Origin of the sequence: Acinetobacter sp. 226-1 (assembly GCF_030329325.1) — a bacterium.
Taxonomy (GTDB): domain Bacteria; phylum Pseudomonadota; class Gammaproteobacteria; order Pseudomonadales; family Moraxellaceae; genus Acinetobacter; species Acinetobacter sichuanensis.
Window position 1 is genome coordinate 148118 of sequence record NZ_JACANU010000007.1, and the last position, 22146, is coordinate 170263.

Genomic DNA, 22146 nt, shown 5'->3' on the forward strand with positions numbered 1-22146 from the left:
CAATCTTATTAGGCTATAAAACATGAATAGTAGCAAATTTCTGACATCTGCGCTGTAATTCATTCGTTCAGCATGTTATTTTTGCCTTCTTATTTTTATGGTTTTTTAGGACATGAATGGCTTTAATTCGTAAACGTCGTTTAACTGAACAGCAACAACGTCGCATTCAGAAACAACATAAAACACGTCAAGAAGAAATCGACACTTCAAATGACCTCGAAGGTTTAGTTGTCCAACATTATGGACGCCAACTTGAAGTACAAGCCCTTTCTGTTCCTGATCAACATCCTGAAAAACCGCAGGTTAAAGCAGGTGATCCTGAACCATTTTGGAAAGCCATTGAGCTCGGCAGTGTTTGGCGTTGTCATACACGTACAAACTTAGAACTTTTGGTCACAGGTGATAAAGTCAGATGGCAAGCTGATCCCAATACAGGTTTGGGTATTATCACAGCCATTCATCCACGAACATCATTACTCACCCGCCCTGACCGTTATCATAAGGTTAAACCTGTAGCAGCAAATATTAGTTTAATTGTGATTGTGTTTGCTGCTTTACCTGAGCCTGCGCCCACACTGATTGATCGTTATCTCGTTGCTTGCGCTGATGCAGATATTCCAGTGTTATTGGTACTCAATAAGTCTGACTTACTCAAAGAAAATGATCCTATTTTAGATATGCTCAAAGAATATCAAGATTTAGGTTATGAAGTCCTCATTACACAATCTGAAGGCGACTTAAGCCCACTTGCACAACGTCTTGATAATGAAACGGTTGCTTTTGTCGGTCAATCTGGTGTGGGTAAAAGCTCTCTGATCAATGTCATTGTTCCTAATGCAGCACAAAAAACCAATATCATTTCTGAAAATTCAGCTTTAGGGCAACACACCACGACCTCTACACGTTTAATTCGCTTTGGTGAAAATGGTGCGCTGATTGACTCACCGGGTATTCGTGAATTTGGGCTTTGGCATTTAGATTTAGAGAAAATTGATGCAGGATTCCCTGATATTGCGGATTTTCTAGGGCATTGCCAGTATCGTAATTGTACCCATACCCATGAAAAACAATGCGCTTTAAAAAATGCTGTAGCTGAAGGTAAAATTTTATCGCGACGCTTAGACAGTTATTTACGCTTAGTTGAAGAAATTACTGAGGCGCAACAAAAAAATTAATTTTCTTTAAATGTAGCCTTGAAGCAGTGATTTTGATCACCATATATATAGGCTATACTCGTCGACACAAATTTTGATTGTAATTAGGTGCATTGTGGAACGTTGGTTTGAATTTATGGGGAATCACCCCTTTTTATTCGGTATTTTAGCTGTATTGGTTGTTTTGTTCTTCGTTTTCGAAGGTCAACGCAACGGTCGCAAAATCTCTCCACAATCATTGGGTATTTTAGTTAAAGCTAAAAATGCAATGTTGATTGATTTACGTGATGCCAAAGATTTTCGCGAAGGTCATATCAGTGGTAGCCGAAATATTCCATACAGCAAAATTACTAGTCACCTCGAAGAGTTAAAAACTGCTGATCGTCCACTTGTATTCATTTGTAATATGGGGCAAGTTGCAGGCAGTGCTTTACAACAAGTCGGTCATACCGACAGCTATCGTTTAGATGGCGGTATTAGCAATTGGAAAGCCCAAGGTTTACCTTTGGTCAAAGCGAAATAACTTAAGGAGTTATAAAATGACAACTGAAGTAATCGTATATTCAACCACTTTCTGTCCATATTGCGTTCGTGCAAAAAGTCTTCTTGAGCGTAAAGGTGTTGCTTTTACCGAAATCAATCTCGATCAAGAGGCACCTGAAGTGAAAGTTGAGCTTATGCAAAAAACTCGTCACCGTACTGTGCCACAAATTTTTATTAAAGATCAATTTATTGGTGGGTTTGACCAGCTTTACGCTTTAGAAAAAGAAGGCAAACTTGACGATTTATTGGCATAAACAACTGTACATTAGCTATTCATCTTAAGGAATATAAAGAATGACTGAAGAACAACAAGCTCAACCACAACTTGCTTTAGAACGTATCTATGCAAAAGACTTATCTTTTGAAGTACCAGGAGCACAAGTTTTTACTAAAGAATGGCAACCTGAGTTAAACATCAATTTGTCTTCTTCTGCAGAAAAAGTAGATCCTACTCACTTTGAAGTGTCTTTAAAAGTTGTCGTCCAAGCCAACAATGCAGGTGAAACTGCATTTATCGTTGATGTCACTCAAGCGGGTATTTTCCTTATTGATGGAATCGAAGAAGACCGTCTTCCTTACATCTTAGGCGCATATTGTCCAAATATTTTATTCCCTTTCCTTCGTGAAGCGGTAAATGATTTAGTGACTAAAGGTAGCTTCCCACAATTACTTCTTACTCCAATCAATTTTGATGCAGAGTTTGAAGCAAATATGGAACGTGCTCAAGCCGCTGCTGTTGAAGGTCAAGCTTAATTTTTAAGCCATGACTTTACTAAAAAGACCGCTTTATGCGGTCTTTTTTTGTTTTGATGCGCTTTCGATTTCACCTAAACTTCACACTTCTCACAACAACACCATTTTATAATTTTGAAAATAAACAAAAAAATAAAGGCTTCAACATGCCATTTACCCCATTACATTTAGGCTTAGGTGCAAGCTGCAAAGCGATTGCTCATCAACAATTTAGTTTTATGATTTTTGCAGGTACACAAGTGTTAATGGATTTAGAACCCTTATTTGGCATGATTTTAGGTTGGAATACTTTACACCTCTACACTCATCATTTACTTGGTGCATTGCTCATAGGCTGCATTGCCATCGTGATCGGGAAGCCGATCAGCGAATTTACCTTGAGGGTCATTTTCAAAGAAAGCAACTGGCAAATATCATGGAAAACTGCGATGTTGAGTGCATTCATTGGTAGTTTTAGTCATCTATTTTTAGATGCGCTCATGCATACAGATATGTATCCATTTTTCCCACTCAATCAAACGCAAATACTAGCAACTTTAGTGCCTTATTCATTTATTTTTTATGGCTGTTTAGTTGGATTGGCAATTGGTGGGATAGGCTTTTTAGTTCGCCGTGACGAATCATAGAACATACAAAATTACTCAACAATCGTTCTAAATGTTAGGTTAATCCTTGCTGTCTTTATTTTCTTGGTCGGTGGTAGGCGATGAAGCCAAAACGTCTGTGTAGTGTCTTTCATCACCAATAAACTGCCATTTTCTAAAATGACATCTATCTTTTCTTTACTTTGTTTATGTTTAAACACAAATTTTCGTATAGCACCAAAACTTAATGATGCTATGGCACCATTCTTTTTTAAGTCTTTTTCAGCATCACTATGCCATGCCATTCCTTCGTCACCTGTATGGTATAAGTTCAATAAACAAGCGTTAAAGGTTTCATTTGTCTTGGCTTCGACCAAAGCTTTTAATGTCAATAATTCAGGTGTCCACCGCAAAGCATATTTGTGAATGTTGGAATATGTATATTCAAATGCTTGATCGCCATACCATGCCACTTTTCTTTTTGTCGTTAGGGTTTTACCAAAAATAATGGCTTGATCATGTTGCCATGCAATGGACATCAGTAACTTTTCAAAATAATCATTTGCTTCAGTTTCAGTCAATATTTGACCTAAATAATAGACACAACCGTCATAGGGTAATAAATTTTGTTGTGGGTCAATATGATTCATTGCGAGATGTTGCATCACACTGCACTCCTTCCCAGCCAATCATTGCGCTCTTGCGTGTCTTTCCCCAATGATAATCTCCTAAAGCACCCGTAGCTTGAATGACACGATGACAAGGAATTAAAAATGCCACAGGATTATGACCGATTGCAGTTCCAACAGCACGTGAGGCTTTTGGATTTCCAATATACTCAGCGATTTCACCATAACTCGACAATTGTCCTTGAGGAATTTTTAATAGACATTCCCATACTTTGAGTTGAAAGTCTGTACCTTTTAGATGCAATTTTATTTGTGCTAAACGCTGTTTTTGATCTTTTTCTTGACCTCGCTTGATTGCATGAAAAAAATCTAAAGCATTATTTTGTCTTTCATTCTTGTTTTCCAAAAACTGTGCATTTGAAAATTTTTCTTTTAAATTTTGCAAACCTTGATCTTTATTTTCCACAAAACTCATCGCACAAATTCCTTTAGATGTAGAAGCGATAAAGACTTTTCCAAAAAGCGTTTCTGCCAGATCATATTCAATACATAAATTTAAACCACCATTTTTATATTCAGCAGGACTCATCCCTTCAATTTGAATAAATAAATCATGCAAACGACTTGAACTTGATAAACCTGTCGCAAAACTCGCATCTAAAATAGAAGATGATTTTGGTGTATTTAGAAGTGTCTTAGCATGTTGTAAGCTGATGTATTGTAAAAATTTTTTAGGGCTAGTCCCTGCCCATTCTGTAAATAAACGTTGAAAATGTGCAGGACTTAAATGAAGCTGTGCCGCAACATGATCTAAATTAGGCTGCTCTTTAAAATGCTGTTGAATATATTCGATGGCTTTGGCAATACGCTCAAACTGTATATGTTGCTGCATCATGCTCTCCTTTTTCGTCTTGCTTTTAAACCACCTTATCAACCGCAAAGATAAAAATAAATCCAGATCATGCGCACTTTTCTAATATTTCATACCATAAAAAACCGCATCTCAATGCGGCTTTAAAAGGGACAGATTTAACTTTCAAATTTGATGATCAATTTAACGATAAATTTTATGCCCTTGATCACGAATCTCAGCAATTTTCTTTGCTTCTATTTTGGCATGATCTAAGTGACCACCTTTGACCAATGATTGAGTTTTATCAATTTCTGCAATGATCTGATCATATAATTGTGTTGAGCTTGGGGCTTGTGTATCACCACGACCTTTGAGTTTAACTTTTTTAGCATCATTTGCTGCAACACGCATATTATCTAAAGCTTTATTGGCATCAGCAGCGTTATTACTCTGATTAAATGCTTTATAGTTTTTTGCAAGGGTTTTCATATTATCTTCTAGACTTGCAGCAAAGCTCATTGAACTCATGACAAATGTTGAAGCAAGTATCATCGTGGCTAAAGTTTTTTTGATCATCTCGATCATCCTTTAAAACTGTGGCTGTAAATAAAAATTAAATAGCGCAATAGTGTTATATTTATTGTCCATTTATATGCTTAAACATAATTTAAAATCATTGAAAATTGCAAATAAAAAATGCAACGAATTCGTTGCATTTTCTTTGGTTATGATCAGCTTATTTCACCTAAGCAATACATCTTAAAATATTCAATAATTAAATTAAATCGTATTAAACGGGCTCTATTTCATGATGTAAGGCATCGTGAATTGCCTCAACAAGTTGCTGAGCAATTTCTTGTTTAGATGCTTTCTCTAAATCACGTTTTTCCATTTGATATTGTTCAGCAAAGAACACAATCATGGCATTTTGATCTGAAGCAAAGCCAATATCCGCACGAGAGACATCATTACAAGCAATCATATCTAGTTTTTTTGCTACAAGCTTACCTGCTGCATATTCTTCAACATTACGTGTTTCAGCAGCAAAACCTACCATAAATGGGCGCTTCTCTTGCTGAGCAATCGTTGCGACAATATCAGGGTTTTTAATCAGTGAAACATTGAGTTCATCGCCCGATTTTTTAATTTTATGTTCAGCAACTTCAGCCACTCTATAGTCTGCTACGGCTGCGGTTGCGATAAAAATATCACAGCCTTCTTCAAGCTGGTTCATACTTTCATCGAGCATTTTTAAGGCAGATGAAACATTAATACGTTTCACACCATTTGGTGTATCTAAGCTCACAGGACCTGCTAATAAAGTGACTTTTGCCCCTGCGCTATAACATGCAGCAGCTATCGCAAAGCCCATTTTCCCAGTACTATGATTAGAAATATAGCGCACAGGATCTATGGCTTCACGTGTAGGACCTGCTGTAATTGTCACTCTTTTCCCTGCCAACAAACCAAATTTTTCTGCAATTGCTCTTTGGGCTTGGTGGAAATAATCTTTGACTTGTTCAGCTAATACTTCAGGCTCAGGCATACGCCCTAAACCCACATCACCACATGCTTGTGAACCTGCTTCAGGCATGATGACATGTACACCATCTTCAACCAACGTATTGAGATTACGTTGAGTTGCTTTTGCTGCCCACATTTGTTGATTCATTGCAGGTGCAACCCAAACAGGTGCTTTCGTGGCTAAATATAATGTACTGAGTAAGTCATCTGCTAAACCTGCTGCAAACTTAGCAATCGTGTCACAGCTTGCAGGTGCAACCAAAACTAAATCTGCCCAACGTGCCAGTTCAATGTGCCCCATGCCCGCTTCTGCTTCGGGGTCTAATAATTCAGTATGAACTGGATTACCTGATAATGCCTGAAAGGTTAATGGCGTAATAAATGCTTGAGCACCTTTAGTCATGACCACACGAACATTAAAACCATAATCCTTTAAACGACGGACAAGAATCGCACTTTTATATGCCGCAATTCCGCCAGTGACAGCAAGAATAATATTTTTATTAGAAAATACACTGAGATCGAAACTCACGATCAGGCTACCTTTCTGTTGCAGTGGCGCTCACAATATCATTAAATAATGTATCTCCCAAGTCACTCAAAGGAGAAAAGTGAAAATTAAAATAAATCAATACAGTGAATAAGAATGAATCATTCCACAAAATCCTCTATCAAAGAATGGCCAGAACAAGAACGCCCACGAGAACGTTTACTTCAGCAAGGTGCAGAAAGTCTTTCTGATACCGAATTATTGGCAATATTTTTACGCTCAGGATCAAAACAGCACTCTGCTGTTGAACTCGCACGCTTACTCATTCAACATTTTGGCAGTTTAAATCGTGTATTTGATGCCGCACTTGAAGATTTAAAGCAATTTCATGGTATTGCTGAAATGAAGTACTCACAACTGATGGCAGTTAAAGAGTTAGGACGGCGCTATCTAAGACATCATTTATACCAAGGAATGGACTTAAGTCGTTCTGATTTAATTCAAGAATACCTACGTTATGAACTGGTTGGTGAAACACAAGAAGTTTTTGCTGTATTGTGCTTAGACAGCCAATTACGCAAACTTAGTTTTAAAAAATTATTTTATGGTTCACTTAATTATTGTTCTATTTCTATCAATCAAATTTTACGTTATGCCATCCAAAAGCAAGCGACTTTTTTAGTCATTGCACACAACCATCCTTATGGTCAAGCATTGCCTTCGGAAACAGATCTACAATTAACAGAAGAAATTTTTCAGGCATGTCAGTTAGTCGAAATTCAACTCATTGATCATATTATCATTACAATAGATAAAAATTATTCATTTGCAGAGCATCAACAAATCAAAGCCGTACATTTAACTACGAAATCGTATTGACAAGGTGTGAGGAAGTGAGGAAGATCGTAGAAAAATAAATGATTCGATTCACATGATTGTTCGGGAACAAAACGATACTTTTAAACTACTTTTTTCATGGCGTGGCACAATTTTACCCAAGGTACTACCACCATTAGGTTTTGTTATGCTGATTTCTGCCATTGTGGGTGGAATTGAATATACGGGTCTATATCGTTTCCCAGAATTACCTTTAGTCGGATTTACTTTAATCGGTGTTGTACTGTCAATTTTTCTAGGCTTTAAAAATACGGCTTGTTATGACCGTTGGTGGGAAGCACGTAAACTCTGGGGCATGCTCATTGCCAATGCACGCCATTTTGACCGTGACTGTCGTATGTTCCCTCAAGGTCGTCGTGAGCGAATTATTCAACATGTTATCGTTTTTGCAAATGTATTACGCGATCGCTTACGTCACCAAACAGCAAGTCCCGATGTATTAGTTGAAACGAGTGGGATGAGTCAACAAGCTTTAAAACAGCTATATCAACAGTCCAATGCTCCCCAATACACACTCAGCCTGATCCAATGGGAGCTGATGCAAGCTCTGAAAGAAGGTGAAATTTCCGATATTATTTACACTCAACTCAATGAGCATGTTAATGAATTAAGCCTTGTACAAACAGGTTGTGACCGTATCGCCACGACACCGCTCCCTTTTGCTTATTCTGTTTTACTCAATCGTACTGTGTATTTTTTCTGTTTTATGTTGCCCTTTAGTTTAGGCTCATTATTGGGTTTAGCAACACCACTTTTAGTTGGAATTTTAGCTTATACATTTTTAGGCTTAGATGCTTTAAGCTCTGAAATTGAAGAACCTTTTGGTACACAAAGTAATGATTTACCATTAGATGCGATGGTACGCACGATTGAGATTGAGTTATTAGGTACTTTAGGTCGACCAACACCTCCACCGATTCAAGCACAGGATCATAATTTGCTTTAACTCGAATTTTCTTTTCTCTGATCCTAACCTAACATTCCTCCACAAGAAGAAGCTTTATCTATTCTAAATTTCAGTAATAAGAAGTTTTGCTTCTTTTTAGGAATAAGGTTAGAGAGAAATTAAATTATGCATTTATGCATTAATGAAAACTCTCCCAAATCCCCACTTGCCCTTCTTTTACACGTGGAATATTGCCCAGTTTAATCCAAGGCATATGACTGCCATGAAAATCACTACCAACCGATACTTTTAAATTAAACTGCTCAATCATCCGATCGACCATTTGTCGGGTAGATATGGACTCAATCGCTGGTGGAAGTTCAACAGCATCACCACCAAATTGAGCAAAAATTTCAATCAGATAACGAATATTGGTTGCTGATAAATCATAACGTGTTGGGTGTGCCAATACGGCAAAGCCCTGACTCTGATGAATCACATCAATGGTTTCTTTTAGACCTAAACCATCAAATTTCACATAGGCTTTTTTACCTTCTTTAATATATTTATCAAAGGCTTGTTGTGGACGTTGTACAATACCTTTTTCAACCAAAGTTTTAGCAATATGCGTTCGTGTCACACGATCCGCTTCACCGTCTACTTTTGCAATGACATCGGCATAAATATCTTGACCAATTAAAGGAATCAGCAAGTCACAAATTTGCTTGGAACGTACAGCACGAATTTTTTTTTGTTCTGCTAAAAGTTGTTGTAATGGCTCAGGATTTTGCATATTTAATGCAACAATATGTACCCCATAACTTTTTTTTGTAGCAGGTCGTGACCATTGACTTGAGATTTCCACCCCTGAAATCAGTTGCATTCCCAGACGTTCAGCACAATTTTGCGCGCGTACCACACCATCCATCGTGTCATGGTCTGTTAATGCAAAGGTCTTTATACCCAGTGCATGTGCAGCTTCTATTAATTCTTCAGGACTGAAAGTTCCATCTGAAATTGTACTATGCGTATGTAAATCGACACCAATCATTGTTTGTATTATGCTAAGCCACCAAAATTGGAATATTGTACTGTAGCATGAAAGCGCTATTTGATTACCTACCTATTATTATCTTCTTTTATTTTTATAAAACGACAGATCCCAAAGACAATCAACATCCTCTCCTTGAGCTCATTGGCAGTACAGGCAATGCCGATCAGAACCATATTTTGGTTGCCACTTGTGCGTTGATGATTTCCACTCTTGTGGTCTATGGCTGCTTATTCTTTGCTCAAAAATTCAAACTCGAAAAGATGCAATGGTTCATTGTCATTATGTCTTTGATTTTTGGTGGAGTTACGCTTGCTTTTAGCGATGTTACTTTTATTAAAATGAAAGCAGTCATTTTAAATCTTGGTATAGGTATAGGCTTTTTAGTTACACCTTTGTTTAACAAAGAACGCTTACCGATTATTCAAAAGATGTTAGGCTCTATGCTAGATTTAACACGTCAAGGTTGGATGCGTCTAAACTGGGCATGGTGTGGTCAATTCTTTCTATTAGCAGCATTACATTACTTTTTTGGTTTCTTGTATATGGATGGCAAATACTGGGGCGAATTTACTGCATTTGGCGATATTATCGTATCCTTGAGCTACCTAGCTGTTATACTGTTTTGCTTAAGAAAACATTTTAAAACCTCAGATTAATTAGGTCAGATTTCATGCCTTTATTTGTCATTACCTGTACCGACCAAGATGGTACAGTTGAAAAACGTCTTGCAGTTCGCCCTCAACATATTGCTCGTTTAGAAAAATTAGATGCTGAAGGACGTGTAATCGTTGCTGGTGCAATGCCAAAAGATCGTGAAAACCCTCAAGCAGGTTTTTACGGCAGCACGATGATTTTAGACTTTGAAAGTCGTGAAGCACTAGATGAATGGTTAAAAGATGAACCTTTCCTAAAAGAAGGGGTTTATAGTCATGTGGATGTCAAACCATTTAATAAAGCGTTTCCTAAAGGATAAAATGATGCGCGCTGTCATCCCAAGCTTAGTTGTTTTATCTCTATTTGGTTCATCCCTCTCATGGGCTGAACCAGCTCCAAGCGCTACCACAACGACTGAGAGTCAACTTACTCAACCTCATAAACCCAGTATTATTCCTGCTGTTGCTGGTGCAAATGCAATTGTACAAAATCAAGCACAGCTTAAAGAGAATAAACCGTTAACAGCCGAACAAATTGTCAAAGAAAAAGCCTCTCAAGATGCAAAAGTCAAAGCTTTGGTCAAAGACCAAGCAACTCGTCTACAACAACTTGAAAAAGCCAATTTAGAAGCCCTTACACAAAACCAAGAATTACAGTTAAAAAATGATAATTTAGGTGTACAAGTTCAAGTCTTACAAAGTGAACAAAGTGCTCAAATGTTTTTGTATGGTGCTGCCACAATTGCAGTTGGCGTACTCCTCGGTTTTTTAATTGCAAGTTATATTTATACCAAACGTCGTCGTCAGTGGTAAGCCACTGACTTTGCCTCGTCTAACCACTTTCTCACTTATTTAATCGCTTAAAAGGTTATCTACGTTGTCAAATGCCATTCAAACCGCCGACTTAGATTGGCAATGTGTTGATGGAATCGAAGTTCCTATTTCTAAACAATTTGGTGATGTCTATTTTTCAAAAGATAATGGATTACTCGAAACACGCCATGTATTTTTAAATGGGAATGACCTACCCGATCGTTTAGCAAATTTAAATAATTTTGAATATTTTAGTGTGGGTGAAACAGGTTTTGGCACAGGTCTAAATATTTTAGCGTTATGGCAGTTATGGCAACAAGTACGTCCAAATAATCACAGTCATTTACATGCGATTAGCGTTGAAAAATTTCCATTGTCTAAACAAGATTTGATTCGCGCACTGAGCGTTTGGACTGAACTTAAGCCATTGGCAGAACAACTCATTCAACAATATCCATTGCCAATCGCAGGGTGTCATCGTTTAAGCTTTCCTGATGAACGTTTTTCTATTGACCTGTGGCTTGGTGATGCACATGATGTATTTCCTTTAATGGCAAAAACACATCAGGTCAATGCTTGGTTTCTAGACGGTTTTGCACCATCATGCAATCCCGATTTATGGGAAGAAAATATTCTTCATCATATTATTCGACTTTCTGACGTTGGAACAAGCTTTGCTTCATTTAGTGTTGCAGGTGTACTAAAACGCGGTTTAAAACAACATGGTATCTCAATTTCACGACCAAAAGGTTTTGGGCATAAACGTGAAATGCTCAAAGCGATGTGGAATGCACCAGAAATACAGGAAAATATTAATTCAAACAATGAAGCCTCTGAAAATATTCATTTAACTCAAAAAAAAAGCGTATTAAATGCATCCCCTAACTTTACTCAGCGCCAGATTGCGATTATTGGCGCTGGAATCGCAGGTTTAAGTGCTGCATGGGCATTTGCCGAGCGTGGTCATCAAGTCAGCATTTACGACCAATCAGCGCCATTGGCAGGTGCTTCAGGTAACCCCCTTGCCTTACTGAATCCAAAACTTAGCCCAATTGCACAAACATCAGATCATTTGATGACATTAGCATGGCAATATGCCAAGCACTACTATCCTCAGTTTCATGCTTTTCGCCCGCTTAGCATTCATCAAATGCTGCAAAAAAACCCAGAAGAGGCATTGGCTTTAGTTGAACAATATAGTTCTGAGGTTTTTGAATATGGTGTCGCAAGCAACTTTGAGCTGAAAACCCAATATGACAACTTAAAATTAAAACAAGCAGGTGCTGTATTACCACATCAACTTCGTGATCAGATCCTTGAACATCCTTTGATTCATTTCCAGCATGCACATATTTCGAGTTGTGCAAAAAATACAGAACACGACACGCAACTTCAACTTTTAAATGAAAATCAAAGTAGCTTAGGGAAATTTGATCACGTTATTATTTGTTGTGCGCGTGAAAGCCAAGCATTTTTTTCACATTATCCACGCCTTAGAGCAATTCGAGGACAAGTTAGTTGGCTTAAAAATAGTCATAAAACTTTAAATCCCCAATTTGCCTATAGCTTTGGTGGTTATTGTATGCAATTCGATGCTGAACATTTGATTACAGGTGCTTCTTTTTACCCTGAACGTGATGATACAGAAGTACTGCCTGAAGACCATGCTCATAATTATAGTCTGATCGAAGATGCCTTTCCTGAATACGCCAAAATTTTACCAAGTATAGAAACTTGGCAAGGTCGTGCTTCTGTACGTGCACAAACTTTAGATTATTTTCCAGTCGTTGGGCAAGGTGTTGAAGAAATTGAGCTGTATACACTCGCAGGTTTGGGGTCAAAAGGTTTTTTATTTGCGCCGTTGTGTAGTGAAGTCTTAGCCGCTTTGGTTTTAAAAGAAGCTTGCCCTATTTCACAAACTTTATTAGAAAAACTCAGCCCCAAACGAGGTCAAAAGAAAGTACGTGTACGTAAACCTTATTATCAAGCACCAAATGGCTAAGTTATTTTTAAAAAGTATTTTTTATTTTCAATATTAAAAAAGCGCCTTACGGCGCTTTTTTTTATGCTTCTTGCTCCAAAGGCAAGCCCGCATCACGTGCTGCACGTGTACCACCCATAAGCACGACATAATCTCGAGAGTCATCTAAACTTTCTAATTTTTCAGCCGCACGTGGTGCTTTACTGCCACCACCGCATAAAATATATATAGGCTGATCCGAATCCACTTGAGTTAAACTTTCCGCAGTTAAGCTGTCTATGGGCTGATTAACAGCGCCTTTAACATGCCCCTCAGCAAAAGCTTTCGCATCACGAACATCCCAGATAATTGCATTTTCTGGGAACTCAAATGTTGTAATTTCTTGTTTACGGATCATTGTACACTCCTTTGATGTAAACAACACTTGGCAAATGAAGAAAACATCCCTAGCATCTCAGATATTCTTTCACTTTGTAAAGGTCTAAACCATGCCTTCTTTCGATATTGTTTCAGAATTAGAAGTTTTTGAAGTAAATCATGCAGTTCAAAACACTCAAAAAGAGATCTTAACTCGTTTTGACTTCCGCGGACAGGATGTTTCTATTGAATTAAATGAAAAAGCCAAAGAAATTAAAATTTCCACAGAAAGTGATTTCCAATGTGAGCAAGTCTATAGCATGCTTGAAAATCATTTCTTTAAACGCAAAGTCGATATCCAAGCACTTGATCCACAAAAAATGACGGCTTCTGGTAAAAACGTGATCCAAGTCATTAAACTTAAAGATGGTCTTGACTCTGATACTGCAAAAAAAATTAATAAAGCCATTAAAGAAAGTGGCATCAAAGTGCAATCATCTATTCAAGGTGACAAAATTCGTGTGACCGATAAAAAGCGCGATACTTTACAGCAAGTCATGGCGTTTTTAAAAGAACAGCAGTTTGGTGTTCCTTTACAATTTAATAACTTCAAAGACTAAGTCTTTCCTGTTTGCTATAGGTTAAATTATGACTCAGACCAATCGTCTATCTAAGCTGGTAAATGCCACTTCAAAACTTCCAAAAGGAATTCAAAGTACAATTCTCAGTAAAGCTTTTGGTCGAGTCGTACCTATGGTTGGTACAGCAAAATTACGTTATATAGAAATCACCCCTTCACGCGTTGAAGTGAAAATCGAAAATAATAAAAATATGCAAAATCATATTGGTCAAGCACATGCTTGCGCCATGGCTTTAGTCGCTGAAACTGCAACGGGTTTTGTGACAGGAATGAATATTCCTGACTCATGCATTGTGCTCATCAAACACATGAATATTCAATTTAAACGTCCATCTAAAGGTGGTTTAACCGCCGTTGCAACGCTCACAGATGAACAACGTAAAATGATGCAAGAAAGTGAAAAAGGTGAAACCCTTGTTCATGTCATCGTAAAAGATGAGTCAGGACAAGAACCTATTCAATGTGAAATGCTTTGGGCTTGGGTTTCAAAATCACATCTGAAAAGCAAGTAACTAAAAATCAAATAAATGTAAATAAAACTTACTTTTAGGTAAGTTAAAATTTTACCAAATTACTTAAAATAAGTGACGATTATTCACTTTATTGATCATCCATAAAACATCAAGATGATATTTCAAAAATCATCTTGAGAAAAAAATGTCAGTATTTACAGTTAAAAAAACTTTAGCACTTGGCTCTATTCTTACGGCTTTGTTACTTGTTGCATGTCAGCAAAACCCTCACCAAGTCGCTGCCTCTGTTACCGATAAAACCCTTAATGCAATTTCATCTACACAACAAGCTGAACAAAACAAAAAAATTGTGGTCGATTTTTATGAAGGCGTATTTTTAAAACACCAAGTCAAAGCCTATTCTGACCTTTATATTGGTGATCAATATATTCAACATAATCCACATGTTCCTGATGGTAAAGCACCTTTTGTAAATTACTTCACTCAACATTTTCAAGAACATCCAGAAGCAAAAAGCGTAATAAAACGTGCAGTAGCTGAAGGTAATTTAGTCTTTTTACATGTTCATTCAACACAAAATGCACAAGATCGTGGTGTAGCAATTGTTGATATTTTCAGAGTTGAAAATGGTAAAATTGTTGAACATTGGGATGTACAACAAGACGTTCCTGCTCAAAGCGCTAACACCAATACGATGTTTTAAAAACCACTGATCTTTGCAATTTAAGAGAATAAAACTTTAGGCTTATTCTCTTAAAGCAATATTGAGTTTAGAAATAATTCCTTCGTAACCTTCAAATAAAATTGAGTTACTTAAAGCTGTTTCTTGTGAAGCCTCAATTTGTTCTTTGCCATAAAAAGGTAATAAATATTCAACAAAATCTTCACGAATACAAATCACCGAATAAAGCAAAAGATCTCTATTATATTGATCCTTATTAAACAAAATATCTACGTCTTCACCAATATATGCTTTCAGCTCCTCAAGTGTACCACTTTTCATTATCCTTTCAATTTCAGACTTATAAGACAATGTATAAAGATTTTCTAGAAACTCAGTGAAAGTTGAAGCAACACGAAAAATTGGATTTTCTAGCCCATGAACTTCAACAAAATAAACATGATGATCTTTATGATCTGCAATATTCAAAGCAAGTAAATTTCCACCTTGATCTCGTCCAATCGCTAAAAATTCACTTGTCTTCGCATATTCAGGATATTCTTGTAATTCTAAAAATGTATTTAAATTCTCTTGTAAACTCTCATATTTTGTTTCTTTCAATCCAAAAAAATAATGTAATAACGAAGCCCCTTCTTCTTTAGATATTAAAAAAACCTCGTGAATAGGTTGAACACCATCATAAAATTTCAAATATTCTTTGTAATCTAAAGGTAACTCAGTTTTTAATTGTTGCTCAAAAACCGCAATTTCGAGATCTGAAACTGGAGATTTACTTTGTTCCTTAAAAACACTTCCAAAATTTTTCATTTTATTCCTTATTATTTTCAATCCAACTTCAATTAAAAATCCCAAACAATGTTGGGATTTTTAATTGAAAAGTTAAGCACTTTGCGCAGCAAAAAACTTCTCTTTGACTTCATCAGGAATTTGGCGTTTATTTCCAGTGACATCAACTGCAACAAAGGTAAATACACCTTCGGTTACCCGTTTTGCAGAACGTGAACTGTCATGGCTGTCCCATACTTCGATCTGCATTTGAATTGAAGTATTGCCTACTTTTAAAATTTTGGTATAGCAACTGATGACATCACCAACTTTGACTGGAACTAAAAAAGTCATTTGATTAATTGAAATCGTTGCACAGCGTCCCTTACTAAAACGCTCAGCATGAATTGCACCAGCCAAATCCATTTGTGAAACAATCCAACCACCAAAGACATCACCACTCCAGTTGGTATCTGCTGGCATTGCGATCGTTTGAAGGGAAAGCGTACCTTCAGGTTTTACATGAGAATCTGACACATTAACTCCAAGCTGAGAATTGATTAAGAAGCTTGCACTTGCTGATCCAACCATTCTTGCAACTGACTAGAACGTAAAGCGCCGCTTATTCTAGCAATTTCTGTCGTTTTATTCATTAAAACTAATGTTGGAATACTACGAATACTAAAAGCACCACTTAAACGAGGATTTGCCTCTGTATCAATTTTAGCAAAAATCACGTGCGGATTATTTTTTGCAACCTCAGCAAAATGTGGTGCCATCATTTTACAAGGTCCACACCATTCAGCCCATAAGTCAATTAAAATAGGTAAATCACTATTGCTCACAAAATGGCTAAAATTTTGCTCATTTAATTCAATTGGAGCAAGTGGAACTAAGTTCTGATGACATTGACCACAGCTTGGTTGTGCAGTTAATTTATCTTCAGGGACACGATTTTTCGCGCCACATGCTGGACATACAATGATCATGAGCTCACTCCAATATGTTGATGTAAGAACTCTAATTGGGTCAAAATTGCTTTTTCCAACCATTGACCATGATAAATATCATAATGGGAGATATTCCACTCATAATATTGCACAAAAGGGGCAATATTCGTTGCAGCTTCACGACTTGATGCAATCGGTACAACTTGATCTTTTTTAGCAGCAATAAACAATACAGGAATGTTAATTGTTCTCACAGTTTGAATTGGACGATAACGAATTAAATTAAAAAATACCCGTGCAGGAACTTCACCACTCCAATAATAGTCAGGATTTACAATCGACATATAACCATTGTAACTCTCTCTCGTTGGAATAAAACATAAGTTAAAAGGATGCACAACGGGTAAGGTCTTGGGCTGCATTCCAATAATCTTAGTACTCATATAATCTTGACTAGATAATTTCAAGGCTTTAGGTAAGTAATGAATAGGATAAAGTTTCGCAGTTTCTGCACCATCTACAAAGGGAATTTGAACCATCACTGCCTGAATATTTTTAATTTCAGAAGCCAGTGTTAATACATATCCTCCGCTTAATGATGTTCCCCACAGTATAATTTTTCGTTGATTAATACATTTTTTGGTACTGACATAAGCGACAACCGTTTTCCAATCATTCAGTTGATCTGTTAATGAGATTTGTTCACGAGGAGAGCCCGTACTCCCACCCCAATATCGATAGTCAAATAACACAACTGCATAACCCGCCTGTGCAAATCGCTTCGCATATTCAATCAGGCGAAATTGTCTTAAAGCTGCAAATCCATGTGCCATTACAATTACTGCTGGTTTTTTTATATTTTTAGGTCTATAAAAATCAGCAGCTATGACCTCCTGACCGCTTGGTACATACAGTGGCTCAACTGTATACGCGTACATAAGCACTCCATTACGTTATATTTTGTTAGTTTTATCTTATAAATTGCTTCATCACTGAATAGTAAGACAAAGCTTAATGCTATGATACTAGCATAGTTTTTTTAAATATTGTGGAGCGTCATCATGAGTGACAATGTTGGATTTGCAGGTCAAATTGGTTCTGAACATATTTCTCAAGTCGTTGAGAAAGGCTTTAAATCGATTATTAATAACCGCCCAGATTTAGAAGGTGGTTCTGAACAACCTACAAGTGCTCAAATTGAGGAAGCAGCACGTAATGCTGGTTTAGATTATGTTTATCAGCCTGTAGTTGCAGGTCAAATTACTGAAGTAGATGTACGTGCTTTTGCGAATCATTTCAATGAACTACCTAAACCTGTTTTAATGTTTTGTCGTACAGGTAATCGCTCAAATAACTTGTACCAACTTGCAAAACAGATGGATTTATTAGACGACTAATTTATTCGCTTTGATCTATAACATTAATGATGATTTTAAATACAAAATTAAAGTTATAGATCAATTCCACTATCTCCCCATTTTTTTGATTTTTAGCTTGCTCAATTATTTTTAAAACTTACAACTTAAGTAACTATTTACAACAGATTTCTTTTTATTCTCTCCTTACTATACTGCAATTATTTTTCTTTTAAATTGAAAATAAACGCTCAAAAGTATGAGGATTTTAATGTATGAACAAGTTTTTCTTGGTTATTTTATGCTGTTTAAGCCTAGCAGCATGTAGCTCAATGAATGTTAAACCAACTGTTGGTGTGAGTATGGGAAGTTCTATTTAATCTCTATACTATAAAAAAACAGCGCCGAGGCGCTGTTTTTCTAATGAATCTTATTTAACAATACCAATTGGTAGTGTTTTCGTTGTACCACGTGGAGAAGTTGTCGTTATACGCACCTCATCTCCAACTGCACATTTACGTAATGCAACTGTATATTTTACTTCATCATTTGAGACTAATGGATGAGTGTTTGGTAGTAGAAGTTGTACAATATTTGGCACTGTTAAATTACCACCAACAATTTCAGCTTCACAACTTTGGTCATTTTCAGTAAGGTCTTTTGCTGCAACTGAAACTGTTGTACCTGATGGCATTGGTACTGTACGCAATCCATTACCAAAAACTTGGAAATTGAAAGAACCTTTTGCAGCACTTGCCGCATTTAATACAACAAATGTAGGTGTTTGATCTGCAAATGCAAAACGTAATTGCTGGCGTAACACTGCATCTAACTTAGTATCACATGTATTTTGGATATTTGGCTGTGATAAACTTGATGCAACACATTGTGTTGTACCATTACTACGTTTATAGATAAATTCTCCAGCATCATATTGATTATTTTCATTATCATCACGGAAGAAATTACCAATATTATTTAATAATACATCCTTACCTTCTGTATACATATTATCGCCATCAACATCACGATAAGCTTTATCACCTTCTACATATGCAACAACAGTTACACGATCTAGAGCTGGACGAGGATTTTGTGTCGTTAAAGTGACTGAACATTCACCATTTGTTGTAGCGCAACTCGGTGTGATACTACCACCTTCTGAAACAAAACTAATTGTTGTACCATCTGGAACAGGGTTTCCTACGCGATCCACCATACGTGCTACAACTTGTGCTGTATCCCCATCCATATCACCCATTAAAGAATTTTTTGATGTAGATAAACTTAAACCTTGTTGTGATACACGCCCTGTTGCAACAGCAACATTTTTAGAATAAACAAAAACTTTATTATTAGCAGCTAAAGTTGCTTTAATCTCTACAGGTCCAGGTAGGCTACCAGGATATAAACTAACAACAACTTTTCCTAAAGCATCACTTTTGATCGTTTTTGTCGTGCGATTTCCAACACTAATAAAACTTAAATCAGCAGGTCCACGAACCAAATCAATATTTACATCTTGATTTGATGCAGGGACACCATTAGCATATACAGTGAATTCAATCTGACCTGAAGAAGCTGAACCACTATTTCGAGTAACAAGTTTAACCTCGCCAGAAGTTGAATATACTAAGGAGTTTGCTGTAATAGCTGCAATATTAATATCAACTGCTTGTGTTAAAGAGGTATTTGCACCTGTTGCGATAATTTTTTGCACACCCTCACACAACTTACCATTTTCATCAATTGCTTTATAAGTTGTTACTACATCACCTTGGTTTGAAGATGCAACTGTTTTATTATCAAAACTACCACAAGTTGTGCTGAAATTTACATTCACATTATTTTGATTTACCTTCGTAGTTGTATCTTGTGTTTTCAAAGTAATTAATGTTGAACCACCTGATTCAAGTGAAGTCGTCGCAGCTTTCATCCCAATAAAACCAATATTAGCGGGTTGTACTGAAAAATTATAAGCTTTTGTAGTTGCACTCTTACCATCTACAGTAACTGTAGCTGTCATTTGATAACTACCCGTGTCTTCATTACTAAGCGGTTTTACAGCAATCGTAGCAATACCATCAACATTCGTTAATACTGCTCCATTTGATGTACCAAAACTTATACCATCTCCAGAAAAAGTTACTAAAGCACTACTTAAAGCTTTACCACTACCATCTGTTACTTTTACCTTAGCAGTTGCACCAGTACTTGTGATAGATCTTGTCAATTTACCTTGTGAATCCAATACTTCCAAGTCACTAATTTTTATTGTTTGTGTCTCAACTGAACCTGAACCATCTGGTGTAGTCGTACTGCCCCCTTCATAGTAGCCATCACTTCCACCACCACAACTTGCTAATAAAATAGAAATCGCAATAGCAGATAACTTCAAATGCATTTTATTATTTGTCATTGATTACCCCAAACCCTATGGTTATTTTCTTAGTAAATTTGTAATTAAAATCTCTGCTATGTAACCACAATTCACGTTTTGTGTAAATAATGATATATAGATAATAGACACTAAATATCCCTTTTATAGCTAAGGATTTGAAATATGTTAGATCTTATTATTATTGGTGCAGGTACAGCAGGTATTGCTGCATATAAAGAAGCTGTAAAATATACCCAAAATCTGCTTATTATTAATGATGGTCCTTGGGATACAACATGTGCACGTGTTGGCTGTATGCCAAGTAAAGTTCTTATTTCAAGTGCAAATCGTCTATATGATATACAACATGCCAATGAAGTTGGATTAACGATTAAAACAGAAATTGATACAACACAAATCATGACTCATGTGCGCCAACTTCGTGACCGATTTACAAAAGCGACATTAAAAGATGTAGAAAGTTGGGATAATTCACATAAAATTTCAGGTAAAGCAAAATTCATTAATCACAACACTATTGAAGTGAATCAACAACAATTTCAAGCTAAAAATTTTATCATTGCTGTCGGTTCAACGCCAAACTTTGATTCAGAATGGAAAAAAGAATTACAAGAACGCCTGATTACATCCGACCAAATCTTTGAATTAGAGAAACTTCCCAAATCTTTAGCTGTTATAGGTAGTGGTGTAATTGCTATTGAATTAGCCCAAGCAATGCAACGGCTTGGTGTAGAAACAACCGTTTTTGCACGTAGTCAAAAAGTTGGTGCTCTTTCAAGCCCTCAATTACAAGAGTTAGCACAACTAACTCTTTCCCAAGAACTAAATATTTTATTTAAAACACTACCACAAAAAGTTGAAAAAACAACACAAGGAGTAAAAATTCATTATTCTCAAAATAATGAAAATAAAAAGCTTGAGGTCGATTATTTATTGGTTGCTACAGGTAGACAATCTTTGCTAAACACCCTAAGTTTGGAAAATATTCATCCAGAATATCAAGATCTAAAAAAACTACCTATCAATACTCAAACCAAACAATTAGCAAACTTACCTATTTTTATTGTTGGGGATGCTTTCACAAATACACCTATTCAACATGAAGCAGCTCATGAAGGCAGAATGGCTGCACATAACTGCCTTAATACTCCAATTAAAAATATTAAGACATTAACACCACTTGCTATTATGTTTAGCTCACCTGAAATGGCAACAGTAGGACAAAGTTATCAAGCTTTAAAAGAACAAGAAATTGATTTTATTACTGGTTTCGCATCCTATCAAAAACAAGGACGTGCACTCGTACTAGGTAAAAATAAAGGTGCTATTGAAGTTTATATCGATAAAAAGTCAAAAAAGCTCTTAGGTGCAGAGCTTTTTGTAGAATCCGCTGAACATATGGCACATCTACTCTCATGGATGATCGCTGAAGAAGTGACCCTTGATGATCTTCTTATAAAACCCTTTTATCATCCGACACTTGAGGAAGGGTTACGCACTGCTTTAAAACATGCAAGGAGACAATTAGATTAATAAAAATATAACAAGGAATAATTAAAACAGTTATTCCTATTTTTATCGAATTTAGATTTTCCAACGCCGATAAAAAAGCCCCCTCGCTTTGAGGGGGCTTTTTAGATTTAAAAGCTGGCGATGACTTACTCTCACATGGGTAACCCCACACTACCATCAGCGCAAAGAGGTTTCAC

General features: G+C 36.5%; 27 protein-coding genes. 16 read left to right on the forward strand and 11 right to left on the reverse strand.

The genetic code is table 11. The features are described from left to right. The first annotated feature begins 116 nt into the window (after positions 1–116). The 5 genes from rsgA (at position 117) to HX124_RS12370 (ending at position 3076) form a co-directional block, all read left to right on the forward strand. Positions 117–1175: a small ribosomal subunit biogenesis GTPase RsgA gene (rsgA, locus tag HX124_RS12350; protein ID WP_286383228.1), complete on the forward strand. Its 1059-nt coding sequence runs from the start codon at positions 117–119 to the stop codon at positions 1173–1175. A gap of 94 nt (positions 1176–1269) precedes the next feature. Next, positions 1270–1677 (forward strand): rhodanese-like domain-containing protein, encoded by a 408-nt coding sequence (locus tag HX124_RS12355; protein ID WP_107008297.1) that lies wholly within the window; start codon positions 1270–1272, stop codon positions 1675–1677. 16 nt (positions 1678–1693) lie between these two features. Next, a complete protein-coding gene (gene grxC / locus HX124_RS12360) occupies positions 1694–1951 on the forward strand; it encodes a glutaredoxin 3 (RefSeq protein WP_286383227.1) in 258 nt (85 codons plus the stop codon). Positions 1952–1991: 40 nt separating this feature from the next. Beyond that, complete coding sequence (gene secB / locus HX124_RS12365) at positions 1992–2450, forward strand: protein-export chaperone SecB (RefSeq protein WP_107008295.1); 459 nt, start codon at positions 1992–1994, stop codon at positions 2448–2450. Positions 2451–2596: 146 nt separating this feature from the next. Next, positions 2597–3076 carry a hydrolase gene (locus HX124_RS12370; RefSeq protein WP_286383226.1) on the forward strand — a complete coding sequence of 160 codons (480 nt, stop codon included), beginning with the start codon at positions 2597–2599 and terminating at the stop codon, positions 3074–3076. A gap of 11 nt (positions 3077–3087) precedes the next feature. Here HX124_RS12370 and HX124_RS12375 read toward each other — a convergent pair whose 3' ends face one another. The 4 genes from HX124_RS12375 to coaBC form a co-directional block, all read right to left on the reverse strand. Then, positions 3088–3699, reverse strand: coding sequence for an alpha-ketoglutarate-dependent dioxygenase AlkB family protein (locus HX124_RS12375; RefSeq protein WP_286383308.1), 612 nt, complete (start codon positions 3697–3699; stop codon positions 3088–3090). Beyond that, positions 3671–4558: a methylated-DNA--[protein]-cysteine S-methyltransferase gene (locus HX124_RS12380; RefSeq protein WP_502872827.1), complete on the reverse strand. Its 888-nt coding sequence runs from the start codon at positions 4556–4558 to the stop codon at positions 3671–3673. Before HX124_RS12380 ends, HX124_RS12375 begins: the two co-directional genes overlap by 29 nt. A gap of 159 nt (positions 4559–4717) precedes the next feature. Further along, entirely contained in the window at positions 4718–5092 is a 375-nt protein-coding gene (locus tag HX124_RS12385; RefSeq protein ID WP_286383224.1) for a cytochrome b562, read from the reverse strand. A gap of 214 nt (positions 5093–5306) precedes the next feature. Then, a complete protein-coding gene (gene coaBC / locus HX124_RS12390) occupies positions 5307–6572 on the reverse strand; it encodes a bifunctional phosphopantothenoylcysteine decarboxylase/phosphopantothenate--cysteine ligase CoaBC (protein WP_107008291.1) in 1266 nt (421 codons plus the stop codon). Between the two features lie 114 nt (positions 6573–6686). Here coaBC and radC point away from each other — a divergent pair, with 114 nt between their 5' ends. Then, the gene (radC, locus tag HX124_RS12395; protein WP_107008290.1) at positions 6687–7409 is read left to right on the forward strand and encodes a RadC family protein; all 723 of its coding nucleotides are present in this window, start codon (positions 6687–6689) and stop codon (positions 7407–7409) included. A 52-nt stretch (positions 7410–7461) separates the two neighbouring features. Further along, positions 7462–8373: a bestrophin family protein gene (locus HX124_RS12400; RefSeq protein ID WP_107008289.1), complete on the forward strand. Its 912-nt coding sequence runs from the start codon at positions 7462–7464 to the stop codon at positions 8371–8373. A 139-nt stretch (positions 8374–8512) separates the two neighbouring features. On the opposite strand, the gene HX124_RS12405 is transcribed toward HX124_RS12400, so the two are convergent. After that, positions 8513–9364, reverse strand: a complete 852-nt coding sequence (locus HX124_RS12405) for a PHP domain-containing protein (protein ID WP_286383223.1) — start codon at positions 9362–9364, stop codon at positions 8513–8515. Positions 9365–9411: 47 nt separating this feature from the next. Between HX124_RS12405 and HX124_RS12410 the strand changes: the two genes are divergently transcribed. The 4 genes from HX124_RS12410 to mnmC all read left to right on the forward strand — a co-directional run bounded on the left by HX124_RS12410 (position 9412) and on the right by mnmC (position 12835). Further along, the gene (locus tag HX124_RS12410) at positions 9412–10023 is read left to right on the forward strand and encodes an inner membrane-spanning protein YciB (protein ID WP_107008287.1); all 612 of its coding nucleotides are present in this window, start codon (positions 9412–9414) and stop codon (positions 10021–10023) included. Between the two features lie 14 nt (positions 10024–10037). After that, positions 10038–10340, forward strand: coding sequence for a YciI family protein (locus tag HX124_RS12415; RefSeq protein WP_286377604.1), 303 nt, complete (start codon positions 10038–10040; stop codon positions 10338–10340). A gap of 4 nt (positions 10341–10344) precedes the next feature. Beyond that, the gene (locus HX124_RS12420) at positions 10345–10833 is read left to right on the forward strand and encodes an SH3 domain-containing protein (RefSeq protein WP_107008285.1); all 489 of its coding nucleotides are present in this window, start codon (positions 10345–10347) and stop codon (positions 10831–10833) included. Positions 10834–10897: 64 nt separating this feature from the next. Beyond that, positions 10898–12835 carry a bifunctional tRNA (5-methylaminomethyl-2-thiouridine)(34)-methyltransferase MnmC2/FAD-dependent 5-carboxymethylaminomethyl-2-thiouridine(34) oxidoreductase MnmC1 gene (gene mnmC, locus HX124_RS12425; protein ID WP_286383222.1) on the forward strand — a complete coding sequence of 646 codons (1938 nt, stop codon included), beginning with the start codon at positions 10898–10900 and terminating at the stop codon, positions 12833–12835. Between the two features lie 61 nt (positions 12836–12896). Here mnmC and HX124_RS12430 read toward each other — a convergent pair whose 3' ends face one another. Beyond that, positions 12897–13211 carry a rhodanese-like domain-containing protein gene (locus HX124_RS12430; protein WP_107008283.1) on the reverse strand — a complete coding sequence of 105 codons (315 nt, stop codon included), beginning with the start codon at positions 13209–13211 and terminating at the stop codon, positions 12897–12899. A gap of 91 nt (positions 13212–13302) precedes the next feature. Here HX124_RS12430 and HX124_RS12435 point away from each other — a divergent pair, with 91 nt between their 5' ends. The 3 genes from HX124_RS12435 to HX124_RS12445 all read left to right on the forward strand — a co-directional run bounded on the left by HX124_RS12435 (position 13303) and on the right by HX124_RS12445 (position 14987). Then, entirely contained in the window at positions 13303–13791 is a 489-nt protein-coding gene (locus HX124_RS12435; protein WP_107008282.1) for a YajQ family cyclic di-GMP-binding protein, read from the forward strand. 28 nt (positions 13792–13819) lie between these two features. Further along, complete coding sequence (locus HX124_RS12440; protein ID WP_286383221.1) at positions 13820–14323, forward strand: DUF4442 domain-containing protein; 504 nt, start codon at positions 13820–13822, stop codon at positions 14321–14323. 145 nt (positions 14324–14468) lie between these two features. Beyond that, the gene (locus HX124_RS12445; RefSeq protein ID WP_286383220.1) at positions 14469–14987 is read left to right on the forward strand and encodes a nuclear transport factor 2 family protein; all 519 of its coding nucleotides are present in this window, start codon (positions 14469–14471) and stop codon (positions 14985–14987) included. 42 nt (positions 14988–15029) lie between these two features. Here the strand turns inward: HX124_RS12445 and HX124_RS12450 are convergent, their stop codons facing one another. The 4 genes from HX124_RS12450 to HX124_RS12465 form a co-directional block, all read right to left on the reverse strand. Then, on the reverse strand, positions 15030–15773 hold the full coding sequence (locus HX124_RS12450; RefSeq protein ID WP_286383219.1) for an SMI1/KNR4 family protein: 744 nt from the start codon (positions 15771–15773) through the stop codon (positions 15030–15032). Between the two features lie 72 nt (positions 15774–15845). Beyond that, positions 15846–16214, reverse strand: coding sequence for an acyl-CoA thioesterase (locus HX124_RS12455; protein ID WP_378227166.1), 369 nt, complete (start codon positions 16212–16214; stop codon positions 15846–15848). A gap of 77 nt (positions 16215–16291) precedes the next feature. After that, positions 16292–16720, reverse strand: coding sequence for a thioredoxin TrxC (trxC, locus tag HX124_RS12460; RefSeq protein WP_286383218.1), 429 nt, complete (start codon positions 16718–16720; stop codon positions 16292–16294). After that, positions 16717–17619 (reverse strand): alpha/beta hydrolase, encoded by a 903-nt coding sequence (locus HX124_RS12465; RefSeq protein WP_107008276.1) that lies wholly within the window; start codon positions 17617–17619, stop codon positions 16717–16719. Before HX124_RS12465 ends, trxC begins: the two co-directional genes overlap by 4 nt. A 123-nt stretch (positions 17620–17742) precedes the next feature. On the opposite strand from HX124_RS12465, the gene HX124_RS12470 reads away from it, so the two are divergent. Next, positions 17743–18078 (forward strand): protein tyrosine phosphatase family protein, encoded by a 336-nt coding sequence (locus HX124_RS12470; RefSeq protein ID WP_107008275.1) that lies wholly within the window; start codon positions 17743–17745, stop codon positions 18076–18078. 388 nt (positions 18079–18466) lie between these two features. Here HX124_RS12470 and HX124_RS12475 read toward each other — a convergent pair whose 3' ends face one another. Beyond that, on the reverse strand, positions 18467–20455 hold the full coding sequence (locus HX124_RS12475; protein ID WP_286383217.1) for an Ig-like domain-containing protein: 1989 nt from the start codon (positions 20453–20455) through the stop codon (positions 18467–18469). 144 nt (positions 20456–20599) lie between these two features. On the opposite strand from HX124_RS12475, the gene HX124_RS12480 reads away from it, so the two are divergent. After that, positions 20600–21970 (forward strand): dihydrolipoyl dehydrogenase, encoded by a 1371-nt coding sequence (locus tag HX124_RS12480; protein WP_286383216.1) that lies wholly within the window; start codon positions 20600–20602, stop codon positions 21968–21970. Positions 21971–22146 lie beyond the last annotated feature (176 nt).

Bases quoted from the DNA above. Each gene is read 5' to 3' on its own strand.
- HX124_RS12445 (WP_286383220.1), top strand. From the start codon at position 14,469: ATGTCAGTATTTACAGTTAAAAAAACTTTAGCACTTGGCTCTATTCTT.
- HX124_RS12415 (WP_286377604.1), top strand. From the start codon at position 10,038: ATGCCTTTATTTGTCATTACCTGTACCGACCAAGATGGTACAGTTGAA.
- HX124_RS12375 (WP_286383308.1), bottom strand. From the start codon at position 3,699: ATGCAACATCTCGCAATGAATCATATTGACCCACAACAAAATTTATTA.
- HX124_RS12455 (WP_378227166.1), bottom strand. From the start codon at position 16,214: ATGCCAGCAGATACCAACTGGAGTGGTGATGTCTTTGGTGGTTGGATT.
- HX124_RS12380 (WP_502872827.1), bottom strand. From the start codon at position 4,558: ATGATGCAGCAACATATACAGTTTGAGCGTATTGCCAAAGCCATCGAA.
- grxC (WP_286383227.1), top strand. From the start codon at position 1,694: ATGACAACTGAAGTAATCGTATATTCAACCACTTTCTGTCCATATTGC.
- HX124_RS12410 (WP_107008287.1), top strand. From the start codon at position 9,412: ATGAAAGCGCTATTTGATTACCTACCTATTATTATCTTCTTTTATTTT.
- HX124_RS12420 (WP_107008285.1), top strand. From the start codon at position 10,345: ATGCGCGCTGTCATCCCAAGCTTAGTTGTTTTATCTCTATTTGGTTCA.
- HX124_RS12405 (WP_286383223.1), bottom strand. From the start codon at position 9,364: ATGATTGGTGTCGATTTACATACGCATAGTACAATTTCAGATGGAACT.
- HX124_RS12465 (WP_107008276.1), bottom strand. From the start codon at position 17,619: ATGTACGCGTATACAGTTGAGCCACTGTATGTACCAAGCGGTCAGGAG.
- trxC (WP_286383218.1), bottom strand. From the start codon at position 16,720: ATGATCATTGTATGTCCAGCATGTGGCGCGAAAAATCGTGTCCCTGAA.
- HX124_RS12400 (WP_107008289.1), top strand. From the start codon at position 7,462: ATGATTGTTCGGGAACAAAACGATACTTTTAAACTACTTTTTTCATGG.
- HX124_RS12480 (WP_286383216.1), top strand. From the start codon at position 20,600: ATGTTAGATCTTATTATTATTGGTGCAGGTACAGCAGGTATTGCTGCA.
- HX124_RS12450 (WP_286383219.1), bottom strand. From the start codon at position 15,773: ATGAAAAATTTTGGAAGTGTTTTTAAGGAACAAAGTAAATCTCCAGTT.
- HX124_RS12385 (WP_286383224.1), bottom strand. From the start codon at position 5,092: ATGATCAAAAAAACTTTAGCCACGATGATACTTGCTTCAACATTTGTC.
- HX124_RS12470 (WP_107008275.1), top strand. From the start codon at position 17,743: ATGAGTGACAATGTTGGATTTGCAGGTCAAATTGGTTCTGAACATATT.
- secB (WP_107008295.1), top strand. From the start codon at position 1,992: ATGACTGAAGAACAACAAGCTCAACCACAACTTGCTTTAGAACGTATC.
- rsgA (WP_286383228.1), top strand. From the start codon at position 117: ATGGCTTTAATTCGTAAACGTCGTTTAACTGAACAGCAACAACGTCGC.
- HX124_RS12370 (WP_286383226.1), top strand. From the start codon at position 2,597: ATGCCATTTACCCCATTACATTTAGGCTTAGGTGCAAGCTGCAAAGCG.
- HX124_RS12440 (WP_286383221.1), top strand. From the start codon at position 13,820: ATGACTCAGACCAATCGTCTATCTAAGCTGGTAAATGCCACTTCAAAA.
- HX124_RS12435 (WP_107008282.1), top strand. From the start codon at position 13,303: ATGCCTTCTTTCGATATTGTTTCAGAATTAGAAGTTTTTGAAGTAAAT.
- HX124_RS12475 (WP_286383217.1), bottom strand. From the start codon at position 20,455: ATGACAAATAATAAAATGCATTTGAAGTTATCTGCTATTGCGATTTCT.
- radC (WP_107008290.1), top strand. From the start codon at position 6,687: ATGAATCATTCCACAAAATCCTCTATCAAAGAATGGCCAGAACAAGAA.
- HX124_RS12430 (WP_107008283.1), bottom strand. From the start codon at position 13,211: ATGATCCGTAAACAAGAAATTACAACATTTGAGTTCCCAGAAAATGCA.